The organism is Pseudomonas sp. IT-P44, assembly GCF_949768225.1.
Taxonomy (GTDB): Bacteria; Pseudomonadota; Gammaproteobacteria; order Pseudomonadales; family Pseudomonadaceae; genus Aquipseudomonas; species Aquipseudomonas migulae.
On the sequence record NZ_CATKQM010000035.1, the window covers coordinates 128,879 to 144,916 of the forward strand.

At 59.4% G+C, this 16,038-nt stretch carries 18 protein-coding genes; 11 read left to right on the top strand and 7 right to left on the bottom strand.

The window, feature by feature from the left end; all coding sequences use genetic code 11:
* Positions 1-69 precede the first annotated feature (69 nt).
* The 4 genes from ACM6IO_RS18740 to ACM6IO_RS18755 form a co-directional block, all read right to left on the bottom strand.
* On the bottom strand, positions 70-681 hold the full coding sequence (locus ACM6IO_RS18740; RefSeq protein WP_414912016.1) for a hypothetical protein: 612 nt from the start codon (positions 679-681) through the stop codon (positions 70-72).
* 115 nt (positions 682-796) lie between these two features.
* Entirely contained in the window at positions 797-3,214 is a 2,418-nt protein-coding gene (gene lon / locus ACM6IO_RS18745; protein ID WP_008042395.1) for an endopeptidase La, read from the bottom strand.
* Between the two features lie 205 nt (positions 3,215-3,419).
* Positions 3,420-3,923: a L,D-transpeptidase family protein gene (locus tag ACM6IO_RS18750; RefSeq protein WP_008025576.1), complete on the bottom strand. Its 504-nt coding sequence runs from the start codon at positions 3,921-3,923 to the stop codon at positions 3,420-3,422.
* A 51-nt stretch (positions 3,924-3,974) separates the two neighbouring features.
* Positions 3,975-4,526 carry an NUDIX hydrolase gene (locus tag ACM6IO_RS18755; RefSeq protein ID WP_008042386.1) on the bottom strand — a complete coding sequence of 184 codons (552 nt, stop codon included), beginning with the start codon at positions 4,524-4,526 and terminating at the stop codon, positions 3,975-3,977.
* Positions 4,527-4,673: 147 nt separating this feature from the next.
* Between ACM6IO_RS18755 and ACM6IO_RS18760 the strand changes: the two genes are divergently transcribed.
* From ACM6IO_RS18760 to purT, 5 genes are all read left to right on the top strand, one after another.
* On the top strand, positions 4,674-5,273 hold the full coding sequence (locus ACM6IO_RS18760) for a CoA pyrophosphatase (RefSeq protein WP_008042385.1): 600 nt from the start codon (positions 4,674-4,676) through the stop codon (positions 5,271-5,273).
* Between the two features lie 54 nt (positions 5,274-5,327).
* Positions 5,328-5,852, top strand: a complete 525-nt coding sequence (locus ACM6IO_RS18765) for a gamma carbonic anhydrase family protein (protein ID WP_008025583.1) — start codon at positions 5,328-5,330, stop codon at positions 5,850-5,852.
* Positions 5,849-6,064 (top strand): DUF1289 domain-containing protein, encoded by a 216-nt coding sequence (locus ACM6IO_RS18770; protein WP_192228453.1) that lies wholly within the window; start codon positions 5,849-5,851, stop codon positions 6,062-6,064. The genes ACM6IO_RS18765 and ACM6IO_RS18770 overlap by 4 nt, the downstream gene beginning before the upstream one ends.
* 171 nt (positions 6,065-6,235) lie before the next feature.
* The gene (locus tag ACM6IO_RS18775) at positions 6,236-6,703 is read left to right on the top strand and encodes a VUT family protein (RefSeq protein WP_008042383.1); all 468 of its coding nucleotides are present in this window, start codon (positions 6,236-6,238) and stop codon (positions 6,701-6,703) included.
* A 100-nt stretch (positions 6,704-6,803) separates the two neighbouring features.
* Complete coding sequence (purT, locus tag ACM6IO_RS18780; RefSeq protein ID WP_414912017.1) at positions 6,804-7,985, top strand: formate-dependent phosphoribosylglycinamide formyltransferase; 1,182 nt, start codon at positions 6,804-6,806, stop codon at positions 7,983-7,985.
* Positions 7,986-8,099: 114 nt separating this feature from the next.
* Here purT and ACM6IO_RS18785 read toward each other — a convergent pair whose 3' ends face one another.
* From ACM6IO_RS18785 to ACM6IO_RS18795, 3 genes are all read right to left on the bottom strand, one after another.
* On the bottom strand, positions 8,100-9,416 hold the full coding sequence (locus ACM6IO_RS18785) for an MFS transporter (RefSeq protein WP_223437910.1): 1,317 nt from the start codon (positions 9,414-9,416) through the stop codon (positions 8,100-8,102).
* Positions 9,417-9,653: 237 nt separating this feature from the next.
* Complete coding sequence (locus ACM6IO_RS18790) at positions 9,654-10,886, bottom strand: HlyC/CorC family transporter (protein WP_414912018.1); 1,233 nt, start codon at positions 10,884-10,886, stop codon at positions 9,654-9,656.
* A 12-nt stretch (positions 10,887-10,898) separates the two neighbouring features.
* Entirely contained in the window at positions 10,899-11,711 is an 813-nt protein-coding gene (locus tag ACM6IO_RS18795) for an inner membrane protein YpjD (RefSeq protein ID WP_032828592.1), read from the bottom strand.
* A gap of 195 nt (positions 11,712-11,906) precedes the next feature.
* On the opposite strand from ACM6IO_RS18795, the gene ffh reads away from it, so the two are divergent.
* From ffh to ACM6IO_RS18825, 6 genes are all read left to right on the top strand, one after another.
* Positions 11,907-13,283 carry a signal recognition particle protein gene (ffh, locus tag ACM6IO_RS18800; protein ID WP_414912019.1) on the top strand — a complete coding sequence of 459 codons (1,377 nt, stop codon included), beginning with the start codon at positions 11,907-11,909 and terminating at the stop codon, positions 13,281-13,283.
* Positions 13,284-13,532: 249 nt separating this feature from the next.
* Positions 13,533-13,784, top strand: coding sequence for a 30S ribosomal protein S16 (gene rpsP / locus ACM6IO_RS18805; RefSeq protein WP_007944872.1), 252 nt, complete (start codon positions 13,533-13,535; stop codon positions 13,782-13,784).
* Between the two features lie 5 nt (positions 13,785-13,789).
* The gene (rimM, locus tag ACM6IO_RS18810; protein WP_008025598.1) at positions 13,790-14,326 is read left to right on the top strand and encodes a ribosome maturation factor RimM; all 537 of its coding nucleotides are present in this window, start codon (positions 13,790-13,792) and stop codon (positions 14,324-14,326) included.
* Positions 14,327-14,328: 2 nt separating this feature from the next.
* Positions 14,329-15,081, top strand: a complete 753-nt coding sequence (gene trmD, locus ACM6IO_RS18815) for a tRNA (guanosine(37)-N1)-methyltransferase TrmD (protein WP_007897583.1) — start codon at positions 14,329-14,331, stop codon at positions 15,079-15,081.
* 45 nt (positions 15,082-15,126) lie between these two features.
* Positions 15,127-15,477 (top strand): 50S ribosomal protein L19, encoded by a 351-nt coding sequence (rplS, locus tag ACM6IO_RS18820; protein WP_003175895.1) that lies wholly within the window; start codon positions 15,127-15,129, stop codon positions 15,475-15,477.
* A 91-nt stretch (positions 15,478-15,568) separates the two neighbouring features.
* Positions 15,569-15,982, top strand: coding sequence for an acyl-CoA thioesterase (locus ACM6IO_RS18825; RefSeq protein WP_008025600.1), 414 nt, complete (start codon positions 15,569-15,571; stop codon positions 15,980-15,982).
* Positions 15,983-16,038 lie beyond the last annotated feature (56 nt).

The following is a 16,038-nucleotide window of genomic DNA, read 5'->3' on the forward strand; positions in this document are numbered from 1 at the left end:
GTCTTCTGCCGCAGTTTTTCGGCTATATCCGCTATGCACTTGTCTGCTTTTTATGGAGCAACAGTAGAGTCACTTTATGATGATGGGCAAGTCGTGAGTCCAGTTCGACTCATGTGTTTTTCCATGAATGTCTGTATGTGTTTGCATGGCCTTCAGTACATAAGAACCAGGGGTCAGCGCCCAGTTGGGTGTTGCCTTCCAATAACCGCCGCCATCAGGATTAATACTGGTTTTGTATGTGCCAATGGGTAATGGACTTACCTTGATCAGTTCGATGTCGACCCGAGTACTGAAGTGGTATGCATTTCCTTGGATAGTTTGCTCGATCAGAGGAAGTGACTCTCCTTTCAGGGGTTTGGTTATTCGGGGTGGTTCAAGCAGTTTTTGGTAATGTACTTTTTTGCTTGGTTCGGATGTTTCTTCTGGCCAATGCCGTCGTTGTCTTACACGAACCCAGGCTTGCATAGGCATTTCTAGTTCTGTTCCTTCGGGTGTAAAGCTCCACGCCCCGTCCTGTTTTACCTCGGTCATGGGTTTCCAATGGTCTTCAGTCCAAAAACTGAAGTTCAGTTCTATGACAGTGGACGGTTCGCCTACCCCGTTCATTACCAGTTTTTCAACCTTATCCCCCTCTTTTGGATTCAAGATAGTCGGAGGGGCTAATTGCGTTTTTTCTTCCATGATTGCTCTAACTTTAATGGGCGATGAGCAACCCTTTTATCAGGATCGGGAAATGAATCCACCTGTTAGAAGTATCAGTTCCGACAGGTGGCCTGTTGTGCAGTGAGGCGATGAATTAAAACAACACCTTCGCCACATCCGCAAAGCGCTTGGCGAAATGCACGGTAATCCCTTCCTTCAGATAATCCGGCAACTCATCAAAACTCCCACGGTTAGGCTCCGGCAGAATCAATTCAAAAATCTTCTGCCGCCGCGCCGCAATCACCTTCTCGCGCACCCCGCCAATCGGCAGAACATGCCCCGTCAGCGTCAGTTCGCCGGTCATGGCCACGCCTTTTTTCGGCGGCTGATTGCGTGCCAGCGAGAGCAGGGCGCTGGCCATGGTCACACCGGCGCTCGGGCCGTCTTTCGGGGTGGCGCCTTCCGGTACGTGCAGGTGGACGAAAGCCTCGTCGAAGAACTTCGGATCCCCGCCAAACGACTTCAGATTCGAACTGACGTAGCTGTAGGCAATTTCCGCTGACTCCTTCATCACGTCGCCCAGTTGTCCGGTGAGTTTGAAGCCACGGTTGAGCGTGTGAATCCGCGTCGCTTCAATCGGCAGTGTCGCGCCGCCCATGCTGGTCCAGGCCAGCCCAGTGATCACGCCGGTACCGGACAGCACTTGCTCGTTGCGGAACACCGGGTGGCCGAGTGAGGCTTCGAGGTCTTTCGGGCCGAGCTTGATCACCGCTTTCGGCTCATCGATCAACTTCATCACCGCCTTGCGCACCAGTTTGCCCAGTTGTTTTTCCAACTGCCGCACCCCGGCTTCACGGGCGTAACCGTCGATCAGCGCCTTCAACGCGGTGTCGCTGATGCTCAGGCTGCCTTTCGACACGCCCGCCTTCTCAAGCTGCTTGGGCCACAGATGACGTTTGGCGATGGCGATTTTTTCTTCGGTGATGTAACCCGACAGGCGAATCACTTCCATCCGGTCGAGCAACGGGCCGGGGATTGAATCGAGGGTGTTGGCGGTGCAGACGAACAGCACTTTCGACAGGTCCAGACGCAGGTCCAGGTAATGGTCGAGGAATTCGACGTTCTGTTCCGGGTCGAGGGTTTCCAGCAGCGCCGAGGCCGGATCGCCCTGGTAGCTCTGGCCCATCTTGTCGATTTCGTCGAGCATGATCACCGGGTTCATCACTTCGACGTCTTTCAACGCTTGCACGAGTTTGCCCGGCATCGCACCAATGTAGGTGCGACGGTGACCCTTGATCTCGGCTTCGTCGCGCATGCCGCCGAGGCTGAAGCGGTAGAACGGCCGGCCCAAGGATTCGGCGATGGATTTGCCGACGCTGGTTTTACCCACGCCTGGCGGGCCGACCAGCAGCACAATGGAGCCGCTGATCTCACCTTTGTAGGCACCCACGGCGAGGAATTCGAGGATGCGGTCCTTGATGTCGTCAAGACCGGCGTGGTGCTTGTCCAGCACCTTGCGGGCGTGCTTGAGGTCGAGTTTGTCCTCGCCATACACGCCCCACGGCACCGAGGTGGCCCAGTCGAGGTAGTTGCGGGTGACCGCGTACTCCGGCGAGCCGGTCTCGAGGATCGACAGCTTGTTCATTTCCTCTTCGATGCGTTTCTGCGCCTGCGTCGACAACACCTTGCCGACCAGGCGCTGTTCGAACTGCTCGATGTCGGCGCTGCGGTCATCCTTGGTCAGACCCAGCTCTTGCTGGATGACTTTTAACTGTTCTTTGAGGAAAAACTCGCGCTGATGCTCGCCGATCTTGCGGTTAACTTCGGCGGAAATTTCTTTTTGCAGCCGCGCAACCTCAACTTCCTTGCGCAGCATCGGCAGGACTTTTTCCATGCGCTTGAGCATCGGCACGCAGTCGAGCACTTCTTGCAGCTCGCTGCCGGTCGCCGAAGTCAGGGCGGCGGCGAAGTCGGTCAGCGGCGACGGATCGTTGGGGCTGAAGCGGTTGAGGTAGTTCTTCAGCTCTTCGCTGTACAGCGGGTTGAGCGGCAGCAGTTCCTTGATCGCGTTGATCAGCGCCATGCCGTAGGCCTTGACCTCGTCGGTCGGCTCGGTCGGCTGGTGCGGGTACTCGACTTCCACCAGGTACGGCGGGCGATGGTGCTTGAGCCAGGTCTTGAGGCGTACGCGGGTCAGGCCCTGGGCGACGAATTGCAGTTTGCCGTTTTCACGACTGGCGTGGTGCACCTTGACCAGCGTGCCGTAGAGCGGCAGGGCCGAGGTGTCGAAATGGCGCGGGTCTTCCTGGGGCGTGTCCATGTAGAACAGGGCCAGGGAGTGATGATCGGATTTGCTCACCAGATCCAGCGTTTCAGCCCACGGTTCTTCATTGACGATCACCGGCAGCACTTGGGCCGGGAAGAACGGGCGGTTGTGGATCGGGATGATGTAGACCTTGTCCGGCAGGTTCTGGCCGGGCAGGGCGAGGCCTTTGCCGGTGGAGTGGTGCGGGGCGTTTTCGGGGTCGGCGTAGTCGCTCGGGTCTTCGGGGAATTCTTGCTGGTCGCTCATGGGGCACCTGCGCAATGGGGTATGGGTCTTAGATGGGGCAGGTGGGGGGTGGTTTCAATGGTCGGGGGTGTTTCGTGATGTGCGTTCAGTTTTCCGACAGCTACGCATCGCTAAGTGCTGGATCCTTCGGCGCCGCAAAGGGTGCGCCAATGAAAAAGCCCGCTGGACCGGTAATGGTCAGCGGGCTTTTTGAGAAACATGGGCGTTACGGGCGGATCTCGATCATCGTGCCGTCCGGCACCAGGCCCCATACCTCGCGCATGTCCATGTTGCGCATGGCGATGCAGCCGTCGGTCCAGTCCAGGGTGTGGAACAGGTTTTCAGGGTTTTCTTCGGTGTCCGGCGTGCCGTGGATCATGATCATGCCGCCGGGCTCGACGCCTTCGCGCCGGGCGCGCGCGGAGTCGCTGATGTTCGGGTAGGAGATGTGCATCGCCAGGTTGAATTTATCGCTGACCTTGCGCCAGTCCAGCCAATAGAAACCTTCAGGCGTGCGTTTGTCACCTTCCATCAGTTTCGGCCCCTTGGGGCGTTTGCCCAGGGAGATGCGATAGGTCTTCAGCGGCTTGCCGTCGTTGATCAATTGCAATTGGTGGGCGGACTTGAGAACCAGGACTTTGTCGATGACTTTGCCGTCCAGCGTTTCCGCTACGGAAGCCTGGGAGATAGCGACGAACGACAAGCAAAACAGGGCAAGCAACCAGCGCATTGAAACGATATCCCTAAGAGGTGTCGCGGCTATTTTATTTATAGATGTTTTTTAAGTGATGGCAGGCTGAGCAAGCGGCGGGATCGACTCGGATCGCACGGGGTAGACCTCGGTCCGCCGGTCAGCGAAGAAGCATTCTAAGGTACGGCCCACCGTGCGGAAAGCCAGGTCGGACCACGGGATGTCGGCTTCGTCGAAAAGTGCCACTTCCAGGCTCTCGGGACCGGCGGAAAAATCCAGGTCCACCAGCTCTGCGCGAAAGAACACATGCACCTGACTGATGTGCGGCACATCGATCAATGTATAGATGCTCAAGTTGCGCACCCGCGCGCAGGCTTCTTCGGCGGTCTCGCGAATGGCCGCCTGCTCGATGGTTTCACCGTTCTCCATGAAACCGGCGGGCAGGGTCCAGTAACCGAGCCGTGGCTCGATGGCGCGCCGGCACAGCAACACTTTCGAGCCCCAGGTCGCCACGCAGCCGGCGACGATATTGGGGTTCTGGTAGTGAATCGCCTGACAGCTGTCACAGACAAAACGCAGACGCGAATCGCCTTCGGGAATGCGCTGGGTGACCGGGTTGCCGCACTGACTGCAAAATTTCATGCTTGGGTTCCTGAATGCTGCGCCTATCTTGGCGTGCGGCGGTGTCTGTCGGCAAGTTGTCGTTTAGCGACACTCCGCAGTTCGGGGGGTTGGGCGGTCGGTGTGATTGGTGCATGATGCGAGGTAGCGAATAAATCGAGAAGACTCATGCTGGACGAGCTACTGCATCGAGTAAGCAACCACACCCCACGCACACTGGAAACCGACAAACGTTTCCCGGAGGCCGCGGTTCTGGTGCCCATCACTCGCAGTGATGAACCGGAACTGGTTCTGACCCTGCGCGCCAGCGGGCTCTCGACCCATGGCGGCGAAGTGGCCTTCCCCGGCGGACGCCGTGACCCGGAAGACCCGGACCTGATTTTCACCGCGCTACGCGAGGCCGAAGAAGAAATCGGCCTGCCGCCGGGGCTGGTCGAAGTGATCGGGCCGTTGAGCCCGCTGATTTCCCTGCACGGCATCAAGGTCACGCCTTATGTCGGCGTGATCCCGGATTTTGTCGAGTACCTGGCCAACGACGCCGAGATCGCTGCGGTGTTCAGCGTTCCCCTGGAATTCTTCCGCAAAGACCCGCGTGAACATACCCATCGCATCGATTACCAGGGCCGCAGCTGGTACGTGCCGAGTTATCGTTATGGCGAATACAAGATCTGGGGCCTGACCGCGATCATGATCGTCGAGTTGATCAACTTGCTCTATGACGCCAAAATCAGCCTGCACCAGCCGCCCAAGAGTTTTATCAACACCTGAAGCCATCGCTCGTATGGCGTGAAGCCGCGGCTGCCTGAGCCTGAGGACAACACGATGAAATACCGCCTGGGCGACGCCCGCGTCGACACCCATCCGCAAAGCTGGGTTGCCCCCAACGCCGTGCTGGTGGGCAAGGTCAAACTGGAAGAGGGCGCCAACGTCTGGTTCAACGCCGTGCTGCGTGGCGACAACGAACTGATCCTGATCGGCAAGAACAGCAACGTCCAGGACGGCACCGTGATGCACACCGACATGGGCTACCCGCTGACCATCGGCACCGGCGTGACCATCGGCCACAACGCCATGCTCCACGGCTGCACCGTCGGTGACTACAGCCTGATCGGTATTAATGCAGTGATCCTCAACGGCGCAAAAATCGGCAAGAACTGCATCATCGGCGCCAACTCGCTGATCGGCGAAGGCAAGGAGATTCCGGACGGTTCGCTGGTCATGGGCTCGCCCGGCAAGGTCGTGCGCGAGCTGACCGAGCCGCAGAAAAAAATGCTCGAGGCCAGCGCTGCGCACTATGTGCATAACTCCCAGCGTTATGCCCGCGATCTGGCAGAGCAGGAAGAATGAACACGCCCGAACGTCCGGTGCTATCGCCCTGCGTGAATATCTGTGCGCTGGACGACGATGACATCTGCACCGGGTGCCAGCGCACCGTGGCGGAAATCACGGGCTGGAGCCGGATGGACAACGAAGAGCGGCGCAAGGTGTTGGGTTTGTGCCATGAGCGGGCGAAATCCAGTGGGTTGATCTGGATGTTCGGAGCTAAATCGGATAATTGAGGTGCGCCCTTCGCGGGCAAGCCTCGCTCCTACAGGGTGAGGGTTGAACCACAATTACGTGTTCGACGCAGATCCGTAGGAGCGAGGCTTGCCCGCGAAGGCATCAGCGCTGACACCACAACCTTCTCTGCAGTACTCTGTGCGCCAAATTGACAGGTACTCTCACGTCCCATGCTCTTCCTGATCGCCTACATCAGCAGCGTCGTGCTGATCAACTACGCCTTTTCCACCGCGCCGCACCTGGACATCATCTGGTCCGCCTGGGGCGGTTTGGTCTTCGTCCTGCGCGACATGGTGCAAACCCGCTTCGGCCACGGTGCAATCGCGGCGATGCTGGCAGCGCTGGTGCTCTCCTATGTCACCTCCGATCCGTCCATCGCCCTGGCCAGCGCCACCGCGTTCGCGGTCTCCGAATGCATCGACTGGCTGGTGTTCAGCATCACCAAACGCCCGCTGCACGACCGCCTGTGGATAAGTTCGGCCCTGAGCATTCCCCTCGATACCTTCATCTTCTTCGGCATGATCGACGCCTTCACCCCGGCCGTGATCCTCACCGCCATGGGATCGAAGTTCGCCGGCGTGACCGTCGTGTGGCTGATCATGGCGTGGCGCTTGCGCAAACTGGCCATTGCCGGCTGAAGCCAAACCCTCAGGTTCATGTAAAATGCCGCGCTTTCTCCCCATGGGAAGCGTGCCAGGCACAGCGACCCTCGATGATCCGCTCTTTTGAGGACCTGAGATGACCCGTATCGGAACTCCATTGTCGCCAACCGCGACCCGCGTATTGATGTGTGGCTGTGGTGAGTTGGGCAAGGAAGTGGTGATCGAGCTGCAACGCCTGGGCGTTGAAGTGATTGCCGTTGACCGTTACGCCAACGCGCCGGCCATGCAAGTCGCTCACCGCAGCCATGTGATCAACATGCTCGACGGCGCTGCCCTGCGTGCCGTGATCGAAGCCGAGAAGCCGCACTTCATCGTGCCGGAAATCGAAGCCATCGCCACCGCGACCCTGGTTGAACTGGAAGCCGAAGGCTTCACCGTGATCCCGACTGCACGCGCTGCGCAACTGACCATGAACCGTGAAGGCATCCGTCGCCTGGCCGCTGAAGAGCTGGACCTGCCGACCTCGCCGTACCACTTTGCCGACACCTTCGAGGATTACAGCAAAGCCGTTCAGGACCTGGGCTTCCCGTGCGTGGTCAAGCCGGTGATGAGTTCGTCGGGCAAGGGCCAGAGCCTGTTGCGCAGCGTCGATGACGTGAAAACCGCGTGGGATTACGCGCAAGAAGGCGGTCGTGCCGGTAAAGGTCGGGTGATCGTCGAGGGCTTCATCGACTTCGATTACGAAATCACCTTGCTGACTGTGCGCCACGTCGGCGGCACCACGTTCTGCGCGCCGGTCGGTCACCGTCAGGAGAAGGGCGACTATCAGGAGTCCTGGCAGCCACAAGCCATGAGCCCGGTTGCCCTGGCGGAATCCGAGCGTGTGGCCAAAGCAGTCACCGAAGCCTTGGGCGGTCGTGGTCTGTTTGGCGTCGAGCTGTTCATCAAAGGCGATCAGGTGTGGTTCAGCGAAGTCTCGCCACGCCCGCACGACACCGGCCTGGTGACCCTGATTTCTCAGGACCTGTCGCAGTTCGCACTGCACGCACGGGCCATTCTGGGGCTGCCGATTCCATTGATCCGTCAGTTCGCGCCTTCGGCTTCGGCGGTAATTCTGGTGGAAGGGCAGTCGACCCAGACGGCTTTTGCCAATCTCGGCGCGGCATTGAGCGAACCGGACACGGCGTTGCGTCTGTTCGGCAAGCCTGAAGTGAATGGTCAGCGCCGGATGGGTGTGGCGCTGGCGCGGGATGAGTCGATCGAGGCTGCCCGGGCTAAAGCGACCCGCGCTTCTCAGGCGGTCGTAGTCCAGCTGTAAACCGAGGCGCGGCAATCGCTAGCAGGCTAGCTCCCACAGGGTTATTGGGCGGTCACAGATTTTGTGTACACCCAATAACCCTGTGGGAGCCAGCCTGCTGGCGATGCTTCTGGTTCAGGCCACCCGATTCAAGTCGTTGTGACGCGTCTCTTTCAGGCACAGCACCGCAATCAAACTCAGCACCGCCGCCCCCGACACATACCCGCCGACGTAACTCAAACCGCCCATCGCCACCAGCTTCTGCGCAAAGAACGGCGCCGCCGAGGCTCCGACAATGCCGCCCAGGTTGTAGGCCGCTGACGCACCGGTATAACGCACGTGTGTCGGAAACAGCTCCGGCAGCAGCGCACCCATTGGCGCAAACGTCACGCCCATCAGAAACAGCTCGATGCACAGAAACAGCGCCACGCCCCAGGTCGAACCCTGGGTCAGCAGCGGTTCCATCAAGAACCCGGACAGAATCGCCAGCACGCCGCCGATGATCAGCACCGGTTTGCGCCCGTAACGGTCACTGGCCCAGGCCGACAATGGTGTCGCGGCGGCCATGAACAGCACCGCAAAACACAGCAGCGCGAGGAAGGTTTCGCGGGTGTAGCCCAGCGTCGACACGCCATAACTCAGCGAAAACACCGTCGAGATGTAGAACAGCGCGTAGCACACCACCATCGAACCGGCGCCCAGCAGCATCGGCGCCCAATACTGGCTGAACAGCTCGACCAGCGGGATCTTCACCCGTTCCTGACGGGCCATGGCATTGGCGAACACCGGGGTTTCGTGCAGCTTGAGGCGCACGTACAGGCCGACCATCACCAGCGCGGCGCTGAGCAGGAACGGGATCCGCCAGCCCCACGAACGGAACTGTTCGTCGTCCAGCGTCATTGCCAGCGTCAAAAACAGCCCGTTGGCCGCGAGAAAGCCAATCGACGGGCCAAGCTGCGGGAACATGCCGAACCAGGCGCGCTTGCCCTTGGGTGCGTTCTCCGTCGCCAGTAATGCCGCGCCGCCCCATTCGCCACCCAGGCCCAAACCCTGGCCGAAGCGCAGCACGCAGAGCAGGATCGGCGCCCAGGCCCCGATGCTGTCGTAACCCGGCAGCACGCCGATCAGCGTGGTGCACACGCCCATCAGCAGCAAGGAGGCGACCAGGGTCGATTTGCGCCCGATGCGGTCACCGAAGTGGCCGAACAGTGCCGAGCCCAACGGCCTGGCGAGGAACGCGATGCCAAACGTGAGAAACGCCGAGAGCATCTGGGCCGTGCCTGAGGTCTGCGGAAAAAACACCGGACCGATCACCAGCGCGGCGGCAGTGGCGTACACGTAGAAGTCGTAGAACTCGATGGCGGTGCCGATGAAACTCGCGGTCGCCACGCGGGTGGCGGAGTTCGTCGGTTGCGCAGGCGTGGTTTCGGTATAGGTCGTGCTGGTAGTCATGCGGTAATCCCTGACAGTCATGTGCCCCAGTGGAGCGAATTATTATGGTCGAACACCCAGGGATGTGGGTTTGATGCGGGGGTGCGGGTAGCACGGGGGTGGGGCGGGGCTTGGGTAAGCGGGCTCGATTATGCCACGGTCTGACGACACAGTACTGTAGGAGCCAGGCTTGCCGGCGAAGGCGTACTTGAGAGCGTCTTCGCCGGCAAGCCTGGCTCCTACAAAGAATGAGTTGTGTCAGACAGTTGTGGGTGTCGCAGCCGTGTGCCAGATCAACACGCGGGTCACGCGGTTGTCTTCGGTCTCCAGAATCTCCAGCCGATAACGCCCGATCTTCAGGCACACCGCACTGTCCGGAATGGTCTCCAGCGCTTCGGTCACCAGCCCGTTAAGGGTTTTCGGGCCATCGCTGGGCAAATGCCAGCCGAGGCTTTTGTTCAGGTCGCGAATCGATGCCGCACCGTCGATCACCAGGCGTCCATCGGCCTGCGGATGGATGTGCGGGTTGTCCAGGCTGTGCTGGCTTTCGAATTCGCCGACGATTTCTTCGAGAATGTCTTCCAGCGTGACGATACCGAGTACTTCTCCATACTCGTCGACCACCATGCCCAGGCGCCGCTGCTGTTTGTGGAAGTTCAGCAATTGCAGCTGCAACGGTGTGCTTTCCGGTACGAAATACGGGTCGTGACACGCGGCCAGCAGCGCTTCGCGAGTGAGGTTTCCGTCGGGCAGCAGGTGGCGGATCTGTCGAGTGTTGAGCACCGCCTCGACCTGGTTGATGTCACTGTGGAACACCGGCAGGCGCGTGCGCCGGTTGGCCCGAAGCTGTTCGAGGATTTCTTCGATGGAGTCGTCGAGGTTGATCCCGTCGACATCGCTGCGCGGCACCAGAATGTCGTTGACCGTGATGTTGTCCAGTGCGTGGATGCCGGACACCGCGTGCGGACGGCAAACCGGTTGTTGGTCGTCGTGACGATCCTTCGGTGTCTCGTCCTCGCTCTGCTGCACCACTTTGGCCTTGCGGGCAAACGGCCGCATCAGCAACTGGCTGATGCCATTGAGCAGCCAGGCGGCCGGGTAGATGATTTTCAGCGGCGCGCGGAGCAGGGTGTTGCCCAGCGCGAGAACCGCGTCGGGATAGCGGGCGGCCAGGGTGCGCGGCAGGTAGTCGGCAAACACCAGCAGAATAGCGCCGGCCCCCAGGCACGCGACCCATGGACCGTTTTCAGCCCAGGTGAAAATCGCCAGCAAGGTGCTGATGACCACTACCAGTGCACGGCACAGGGTGTTGCAGAGAATCAGGCTGTTGAGCGGAAAACTCAGCCTTGCCACCGGTTTGTCGCTTGCGCGCGAGGCGGTGCGCTGGGCCAGCAAGTGCTGGTGTGCCGCTTCAATGGCGGTGAACAGCCCCGACCATAAAATCAGCAGGGCCACTACGGCGAGCATCGGCCCTATGGGCAAGTCGTCCATTTATGCCGCCCGTCAGATGTGCAGGATGTATTCACGGACCAGCTTGCTGCCGAAATACGCGAGCATCAACAGGCAGAAACCGGCGAGGGTCCAGCGAATGGCCTTGTGTCCGCGCCAGCCGAGGCGGTTGCGGCCCCAGAGCAGCACGCTGAAGACGATCCAGGCCAGGCACGCCAGCAAGGTTTTGTGCACCAGGTGCTGGGCGAACAGATTGTCGACGAACAGCCAGCCAGAGATCAGCGACAACGACAGCAAGGTCCAGCCGGCCCACAGGAAACTGAACAGCAGGCTTTCCATGGTTTGCAGCGGCGGGAAGTTCTTGATCAGTCCGGACGGGTGCTTGTGCTTGAGCTGATGGTCCTGAACCAGCAGCAGCAAGGCCTGGAACACCGCGATGGTGAACATGCCGTAGGCCAGGATCGACAACAGGATATGCGCGAGGATGCCCGGCTCTTCGTCGATGATCTGCACCGTGCCGGCCGGGGCGAACTGTGCCAGCAGCACGGTGGCGGCGCCCAGCGGCAACAACAATATCAGCAGGTTTTCCACCGGGATCCGCGAGCAGGCCAGCAGCGTCAGGGCAATGACCGCCGCGGCGATCAGGCTGGCGGCGCTGAAAAAGTCCAGGCCCAGGCCAATCGGTGTCAGCAGATGGGTGAACAGGCTGGCGCTGTGAGCCAGCACGGCGAGCACGCCGAGCGTGACCAGCAGGCGTTTGTTCGCCTTGGCGCCGGTGGCCAGGCGAGAGCCCTGATAAATGGTCGCAGCGGCATATAAGCAGGCGGCGGCGAGGGTGGTAAGCAAACTGGGTGACAAGGGGAGCATAAATCCTGTTAGGCAAGCCCGAAAGGCGCTGAGTTTGGCATAGAACCCACACACCACGAAAGTGCGAGGTGTCCGCCAGTCGCAGTCTTCGCTATAATCCGCGACCTGCCCACGCCGCAGGCTCGCCGAGCACATGTTGATTCCGGTCTGGGCCGCCATTATCCCGGTCTACACAGGGCCTGAAAGGATCGCGCAATGTTTGAAAACTTAACCGACCGTCTCTCGCAGACGCTGCGCCATGTCACCGGCAAGGCCAAACTGACCGAGGACAACATCAAAGACACCCTGCGCGAAGTGCGCATGGCGTTGCTCGAAGCCGACGTCGCCTTGCCGGTGGTGAAGGACTTTGTCAATTCGGTCAAGGAACGCGCCGTCGGCACCGAGGTGTCGCGCAGCCTGACGCCGGGCCAGGCCTTCGTGAAGATCGTCCAGGCCGAACTCGAAAGCCTGATGGGCGCGGCCAACGAAGACCTGAACCTGAGCGCCGTTCCGCCCGCCGTCGTATTGATGGCCGGTTTGCAGGGCGCCGGTAAAACCACCACCGCCGGTAAACTTGCGCGCTTCCTTAAAGAGCGCAAGAAGAAGTCGGTGATGGTGGTGTCCGCGGACGTTTACCGTCCGGCGGCGATCAAGCAGCTGGAAACCCTGGCCAGCGACATCGGCGTGACGTTCTTTCCGTCCGACCTGAGCCAGAAGCCGGTCGACATCGCGCAAGCGGCTATTAAAGAAGCAAAACTGAAATTCATCGACGTGGTCATCGTCGATACCGCCGGTCGTCTGCACATCGACGAAGAGATGATGGGCGAGATCAAGGCGTTGCACGCCGCGATCAACCCGGTCGAAACGCTGTTCGTGGTCGACGCCATGACCGGCCAGGACGCCGCCAACACGGCCAAGGCCTTCGGCGATGCGCTGCCGCTGACCGGTGTGATCCTGACCAAGGTTGACGGCGACGCCCGTGGCGGTGCCGCACTGTCCGTTCGTGCCATCACCGGCAAGCCGATCAAGTTCATCGGTATGGGCGAGAAGACCGAAGCCCTTGAGCCGTTCCACCCGGAGCGTATCGCTTCGCGGATCCTCGGCATGGGCGACGTGCTCAGCCTGATCGAACAGGCCGAAGCGACACTCGACAAGGACAAGGCCGACAAGCTGGCCAAGAAGCTGAAGAAGGGCAAGGGCTTCGACCTCGAAGACTTCCGCGATCAGCTGCAACAGATGAAGAACATGGGCGGCCTCGGTGGCCTCATGGACAAACTGCCGAACATCGGCGGTGTGAACCTGGCGCAAATGGGCAATGCCCAGGGCGCGGCAGAGAAACAATTCAAGCAGATGGAAGCCATCATCAACTCCATGACCCCGGCCGAGCGCCGCGACCCTGAGCTGATCAGCGGTTCGCGCAAACGCCGGATCGCCATGGGTTCCGGCACCCAGGTGCAGGACATCGGTCGCTTGATCAAGCAGCACAAGCAGATGCAGAAGATGATGAAGAAATTCTCCGCGAAAGGCGGAATGGCCAAAATGATGCGCGGCATGGGCGGTATGTTGCCCGGCGGCGGCATGCCGAAAATGTAAAGAATTCGCGCAGGGGCTTGCTCTTGCGCAACCCACACGGAAGTGGGATCTCCAGCAAACCCGCACTTGGCGGGAGCTGACTGGCCGTTTTCAACGACGGCTCTATAGCAAATCTGGATGGCGTCCGATAGGCCGCCGGAAAAAGACATTTGCAAAAGTCCGGATATTCCTTAGAATATGCGGCCTTTCGGGCACCTATGCCCGCTGTGCCTTTAGATTTGCAGCACCGACTACAGGAACGATGTTCACATGCTAACAATCCGTCTTGCCCTTGGCGGCTCCAAAAAGCGCCCGTTTTACCACTTGACCGTAACCGACAGCCGCAACCCGCGCGACGGTTCGCACAAGGAACAGGTTGGTTTCTTCAACCCTGTTGCTCGTGGTCAAGAAGTCCGTCTGTCCGTGAACCAAGAGCGCGTAGCCTACTGGCTGAGCGTTGGTGCACAACCTTCTGAGCGTGTTGCTCAGTTGTTGAAGGACGCTGCTAAGGCTGCGGCCTGAGCAATATGAACGCGACGCCAGCCATTGCTGATGATTTGATCGTTATCGGCAAGATTTATTCTGTTCATGGCGTTCGCGGCGAAGTGAAGGTGTATTCCTTTACTGATCCGACTGAAAACCTGTTGCAGTACAAAACCTGGACGCTCAAGCGCGAAGGCAATGTGAAACAGGTCGAGCTGGTCAGCGGACGCGGGAGCGACAAGTTCCTGGTCGCAAAGCTCAAGGGTCTTGATGATCGTGAAGAAGCTCGTCTTCTGGCCGGTTATGAGATCTGCGTGCCGCGCAACCTGTTCCCTGAATTGACCGACGGCGAGTACTACTGGTACCAACTGGAAGGTCTGAAGGTTATTGATCACCTCGGGCAATTGCTCGGGAAAATCGATCATCTTCTGGAAACCGGCGCCAATGATGTAATGGTGGTCAAGCCTTGCGCTGGCAGCCTGGATGATCGCGAACGCCTGTTGCCCTATACGGAGCAATGCGTGTTGGCTGTCGACCTTGCCGCAGGCGAGATGAAGGTGGATTGGGACGCGGACTTCTAAGCGTGGCTAACTTGCGCGTAGAAGTGATCAGTTTGTTTCCCGAGATGTTCTCCGCCATCAGCGAGTACGGCATCACCAGTCGGGCGGTGAAACAGGGGCTCTTGCAGCTCACCTGTTGGAATCCGCGAGACTACACGACGGATCGACATCACACTGTGGACGATCGCCCATTTGGCGGTGGCCCGGGCATGGTGATGAAGATCAAGCCCCTGGAAGATGCTCTGGTTCAGGCCAAGGCAGCAGCCGGGGAGGCGGCGAAGGTGATTTACCTGTCCCCCCAAGGCCGTCAACTGACTCAGTCGGCGGTACGCGAGTTGGCGAATCTGGATGCATTGATCCTGATTGCCGGCCGCTATGAAGGCATTGACGAGCGTTTTATTGATGCTCATGTCGATGAAGAGTGGTCGATTGGCGACTATGTACTGTCTGGCGGCGAGCTGCCGGCGATGGTCCTGATCGATGCGGTTACACGACTGCTGCCTGGAGCTTTAGGGCATGCGGACTCCGCCGAGGAAGATTCCTTTACGGATGGTTTGCTGGATTGCCCGCACTACACCCGACCGGAGGTGTATGCGGATCAGCGTGTTCCCGACGTATTGCTAAGTGGCAATCACGCGCACATCCGGCGTTGGCGTTTACAGCAGTCCCTTGGTAGGACCTTTGAACGACGCGCCGATCTTCTGGAAAGCCGCTCGCTTTCTGGAGAAGAGAAGAAGCTGCTCGAGGAATACATCCGCGAGCGGGACGATAGTTAACAACGTATCGATGGTAAGTCCGTTGATTTACCTTAGGAGCACAGCATGACTAACAAAATCATCCTTGCACTCGAAGCAGAGCAGATGACCAAAGAGATCCCTACCTTTGCCCCGGGCGACACCATTGTCGTTCAGGTGAAAGTGAAGGAAGGCGACCGTTCGCGTCTGCAAGCGTTCGAAGGTGTTGTTATCGCCAAGCGTAACCGCGGCGTAAACAGTGCTTTCACCGTTCGTAAAATCTCCAACGGTGTTGGCGTAGAGCGTACTTTCCAGACCTACAGCCCGCAAATCGACAGCATGGCCGTTAAACGTCGCGGTGACGTACGTAAAGCCAAGCTGTACTACCTGCGTGACCTGTCCGGTAAAGCAGCTCGCATCAAGGAAAAACTGGCTTAAGTCCAGCTTCCGATGCAGAAAAAAGCAGCCTACGGGCTGCTTTTTTGTTGCCCGCCATTTATCCCGGAATTTCGTTTCAGGCTGTAGACCCATGACCGCTCGTGAGCAAGAAATCGAACGCCGCACCGAACTCTCGGTGAGCCGCGTGACCAAGGCGGTTTTCCCGTCGACTACCAACCACCACAACACCCTGTTCGGCGGCACTGCGCTGGCCTGGATGGATGAAGTGTCATTCATCACCGCCACCCGCTTTTGTCGGCTACCGCTGGTGACCGTTTCCACGGACCGCATCGACTTCAATCACGCAATCCCTGCCGGCTCCATCGTTGAACTGGTCGGGCGGGTGATCAAGGTCGGCAACACCAGCCTCAAGGTTGAGGTTGAAGTGTTTGTTGAAAGCATGAGCTGTGATGGTCGCGAGAAGGCGATTCATGGGCAGTTCAGTTTTGTGGCGATTGATGAAGACAAGCGGCCGGTGCCGGTGTTGCCTGGGTTTGCCGCCTGACTTGATACCGTGGTGCGGCTTTCGCGGGCAAGCCTCGCTCCTACAAGGGTTCCTTA

Bases quoted from the DNA above. Each gene is read 5' to 3' on its own strand.
- ACM6IO_RS18755 (WP_008042386.1), bottom strand. From the start codon at position 4,526: ATGAAATTTTGCAGTCAGTGCGGCAACCCGGTCACCCAGCGCATTCCC.
- ACM6IO_RS18770 (WP_192228453.1), top strand. From the start codon at position 5,849: ATGAACACGCCCGAACGTCCGGTGCTATCGCCCTGCGTGAATATCTGT.
- rpsP (WP_007944872.1), top strand. From the start codon at position 13,533: ATGCTAACAATCCGTCTTGCCCTTGGCGGCTCCAAAAAGCGCCCGTTT.
- ACM6IO_RS18785 (WP_223437910.1), bottom strand. From the start codon at position 9,416: ATGACTACCAGCACGACCTATACCGAAACCACGCCTGCGCAACCGACG.
- ACM6IO_RS18740 (WP_414912016.1), bottom strand. From the start codon at position 681: ATGGAAGAAAAAACGCAATTAGCCCCTCCGACTATCTTGAATCCAAAA.
- rimM (WP_008025598.1), top strand. From the start codon at position 13,790: ATGAACGCGACGCCAGCCATTGCTGATGATTTGATCGTTATCGGCAAG.
- ACM6IO_RS18775 (WP_008042383.1), top strand. From the start codon at position 6,236: ATGCTCTTCCTGATCGCCTACATCAGCAGCGTCGTGCTGATCAACTAC.
- ffh (WP_414912019.1), top strand. From the start codon at position 11,907: ATGTTTGAAAACTTAACCGACCGTCTCTCGCAGACGCTGCGCCATGTC.
- ACM6IO_RS18760 (WP_008042385.1), top strand. From the start codon at position 4,674: ATGCTGGACGAGCTACTGCATCGAGTAAGCAACCACACCCCACGCACA.
- lon (WP_008042395.1), bottom strand. From the start codon at position 3,214: ATGAGCGACCAGCAAGAATTCCCCGAAGACCCGAGCGACTACGCCGAC.
- ACM6IO_RS18790 (WP_414912018.1), bottom strand. From the start codon at position 10,886: ATGGACGACTTGCCCATAGGGCCGATGCTCGCCGTAGTGGCCCTGCTG.
- ACM6IO_RS18750 (WP_008025576.1), bottom strand. From the start codon at position 3,923: ATGCGCTGGTTGCTTGCCCTGTTTTGCTTGTCGTTCGTCGCTATCTCC.
- ACM6IO_RS18795 (WP_032828592.1), bottom strand. From the start codon at position 11,711: ATGCTCCCCTTGTCACCCAGTTTGCTTACCACCCTCGCCGCCGCCTGC.
- ACM6IO_RS18765 (WP_008025583.1), top strand. From the start codon at position 5,328: ATGAAATACCGCCTGGGCGACGCCCGCGTCGACACCCATCCGCAAAGC.
- purT (WP_414912017.1), top strand. From the start codon at position 6,804: ATGACCCGTATCGGAACTCCATTGTCGCCAACCGCGACCCGCGTATTG.
- ACM6IO_RS18825 (WP_008025600.1), top strand. From the start codon at position 15,569: ATGACCGCTCGTGAGCAAGAAATCGAACGCCGCACCGAACTCTCGGTG.
- rplS (WP_003175895.1), top strand. From the start codon at position 15,127: ATGACTAACAAAATCATCCTTGCACTCGAAGCAGAGCAGATGACCAAA.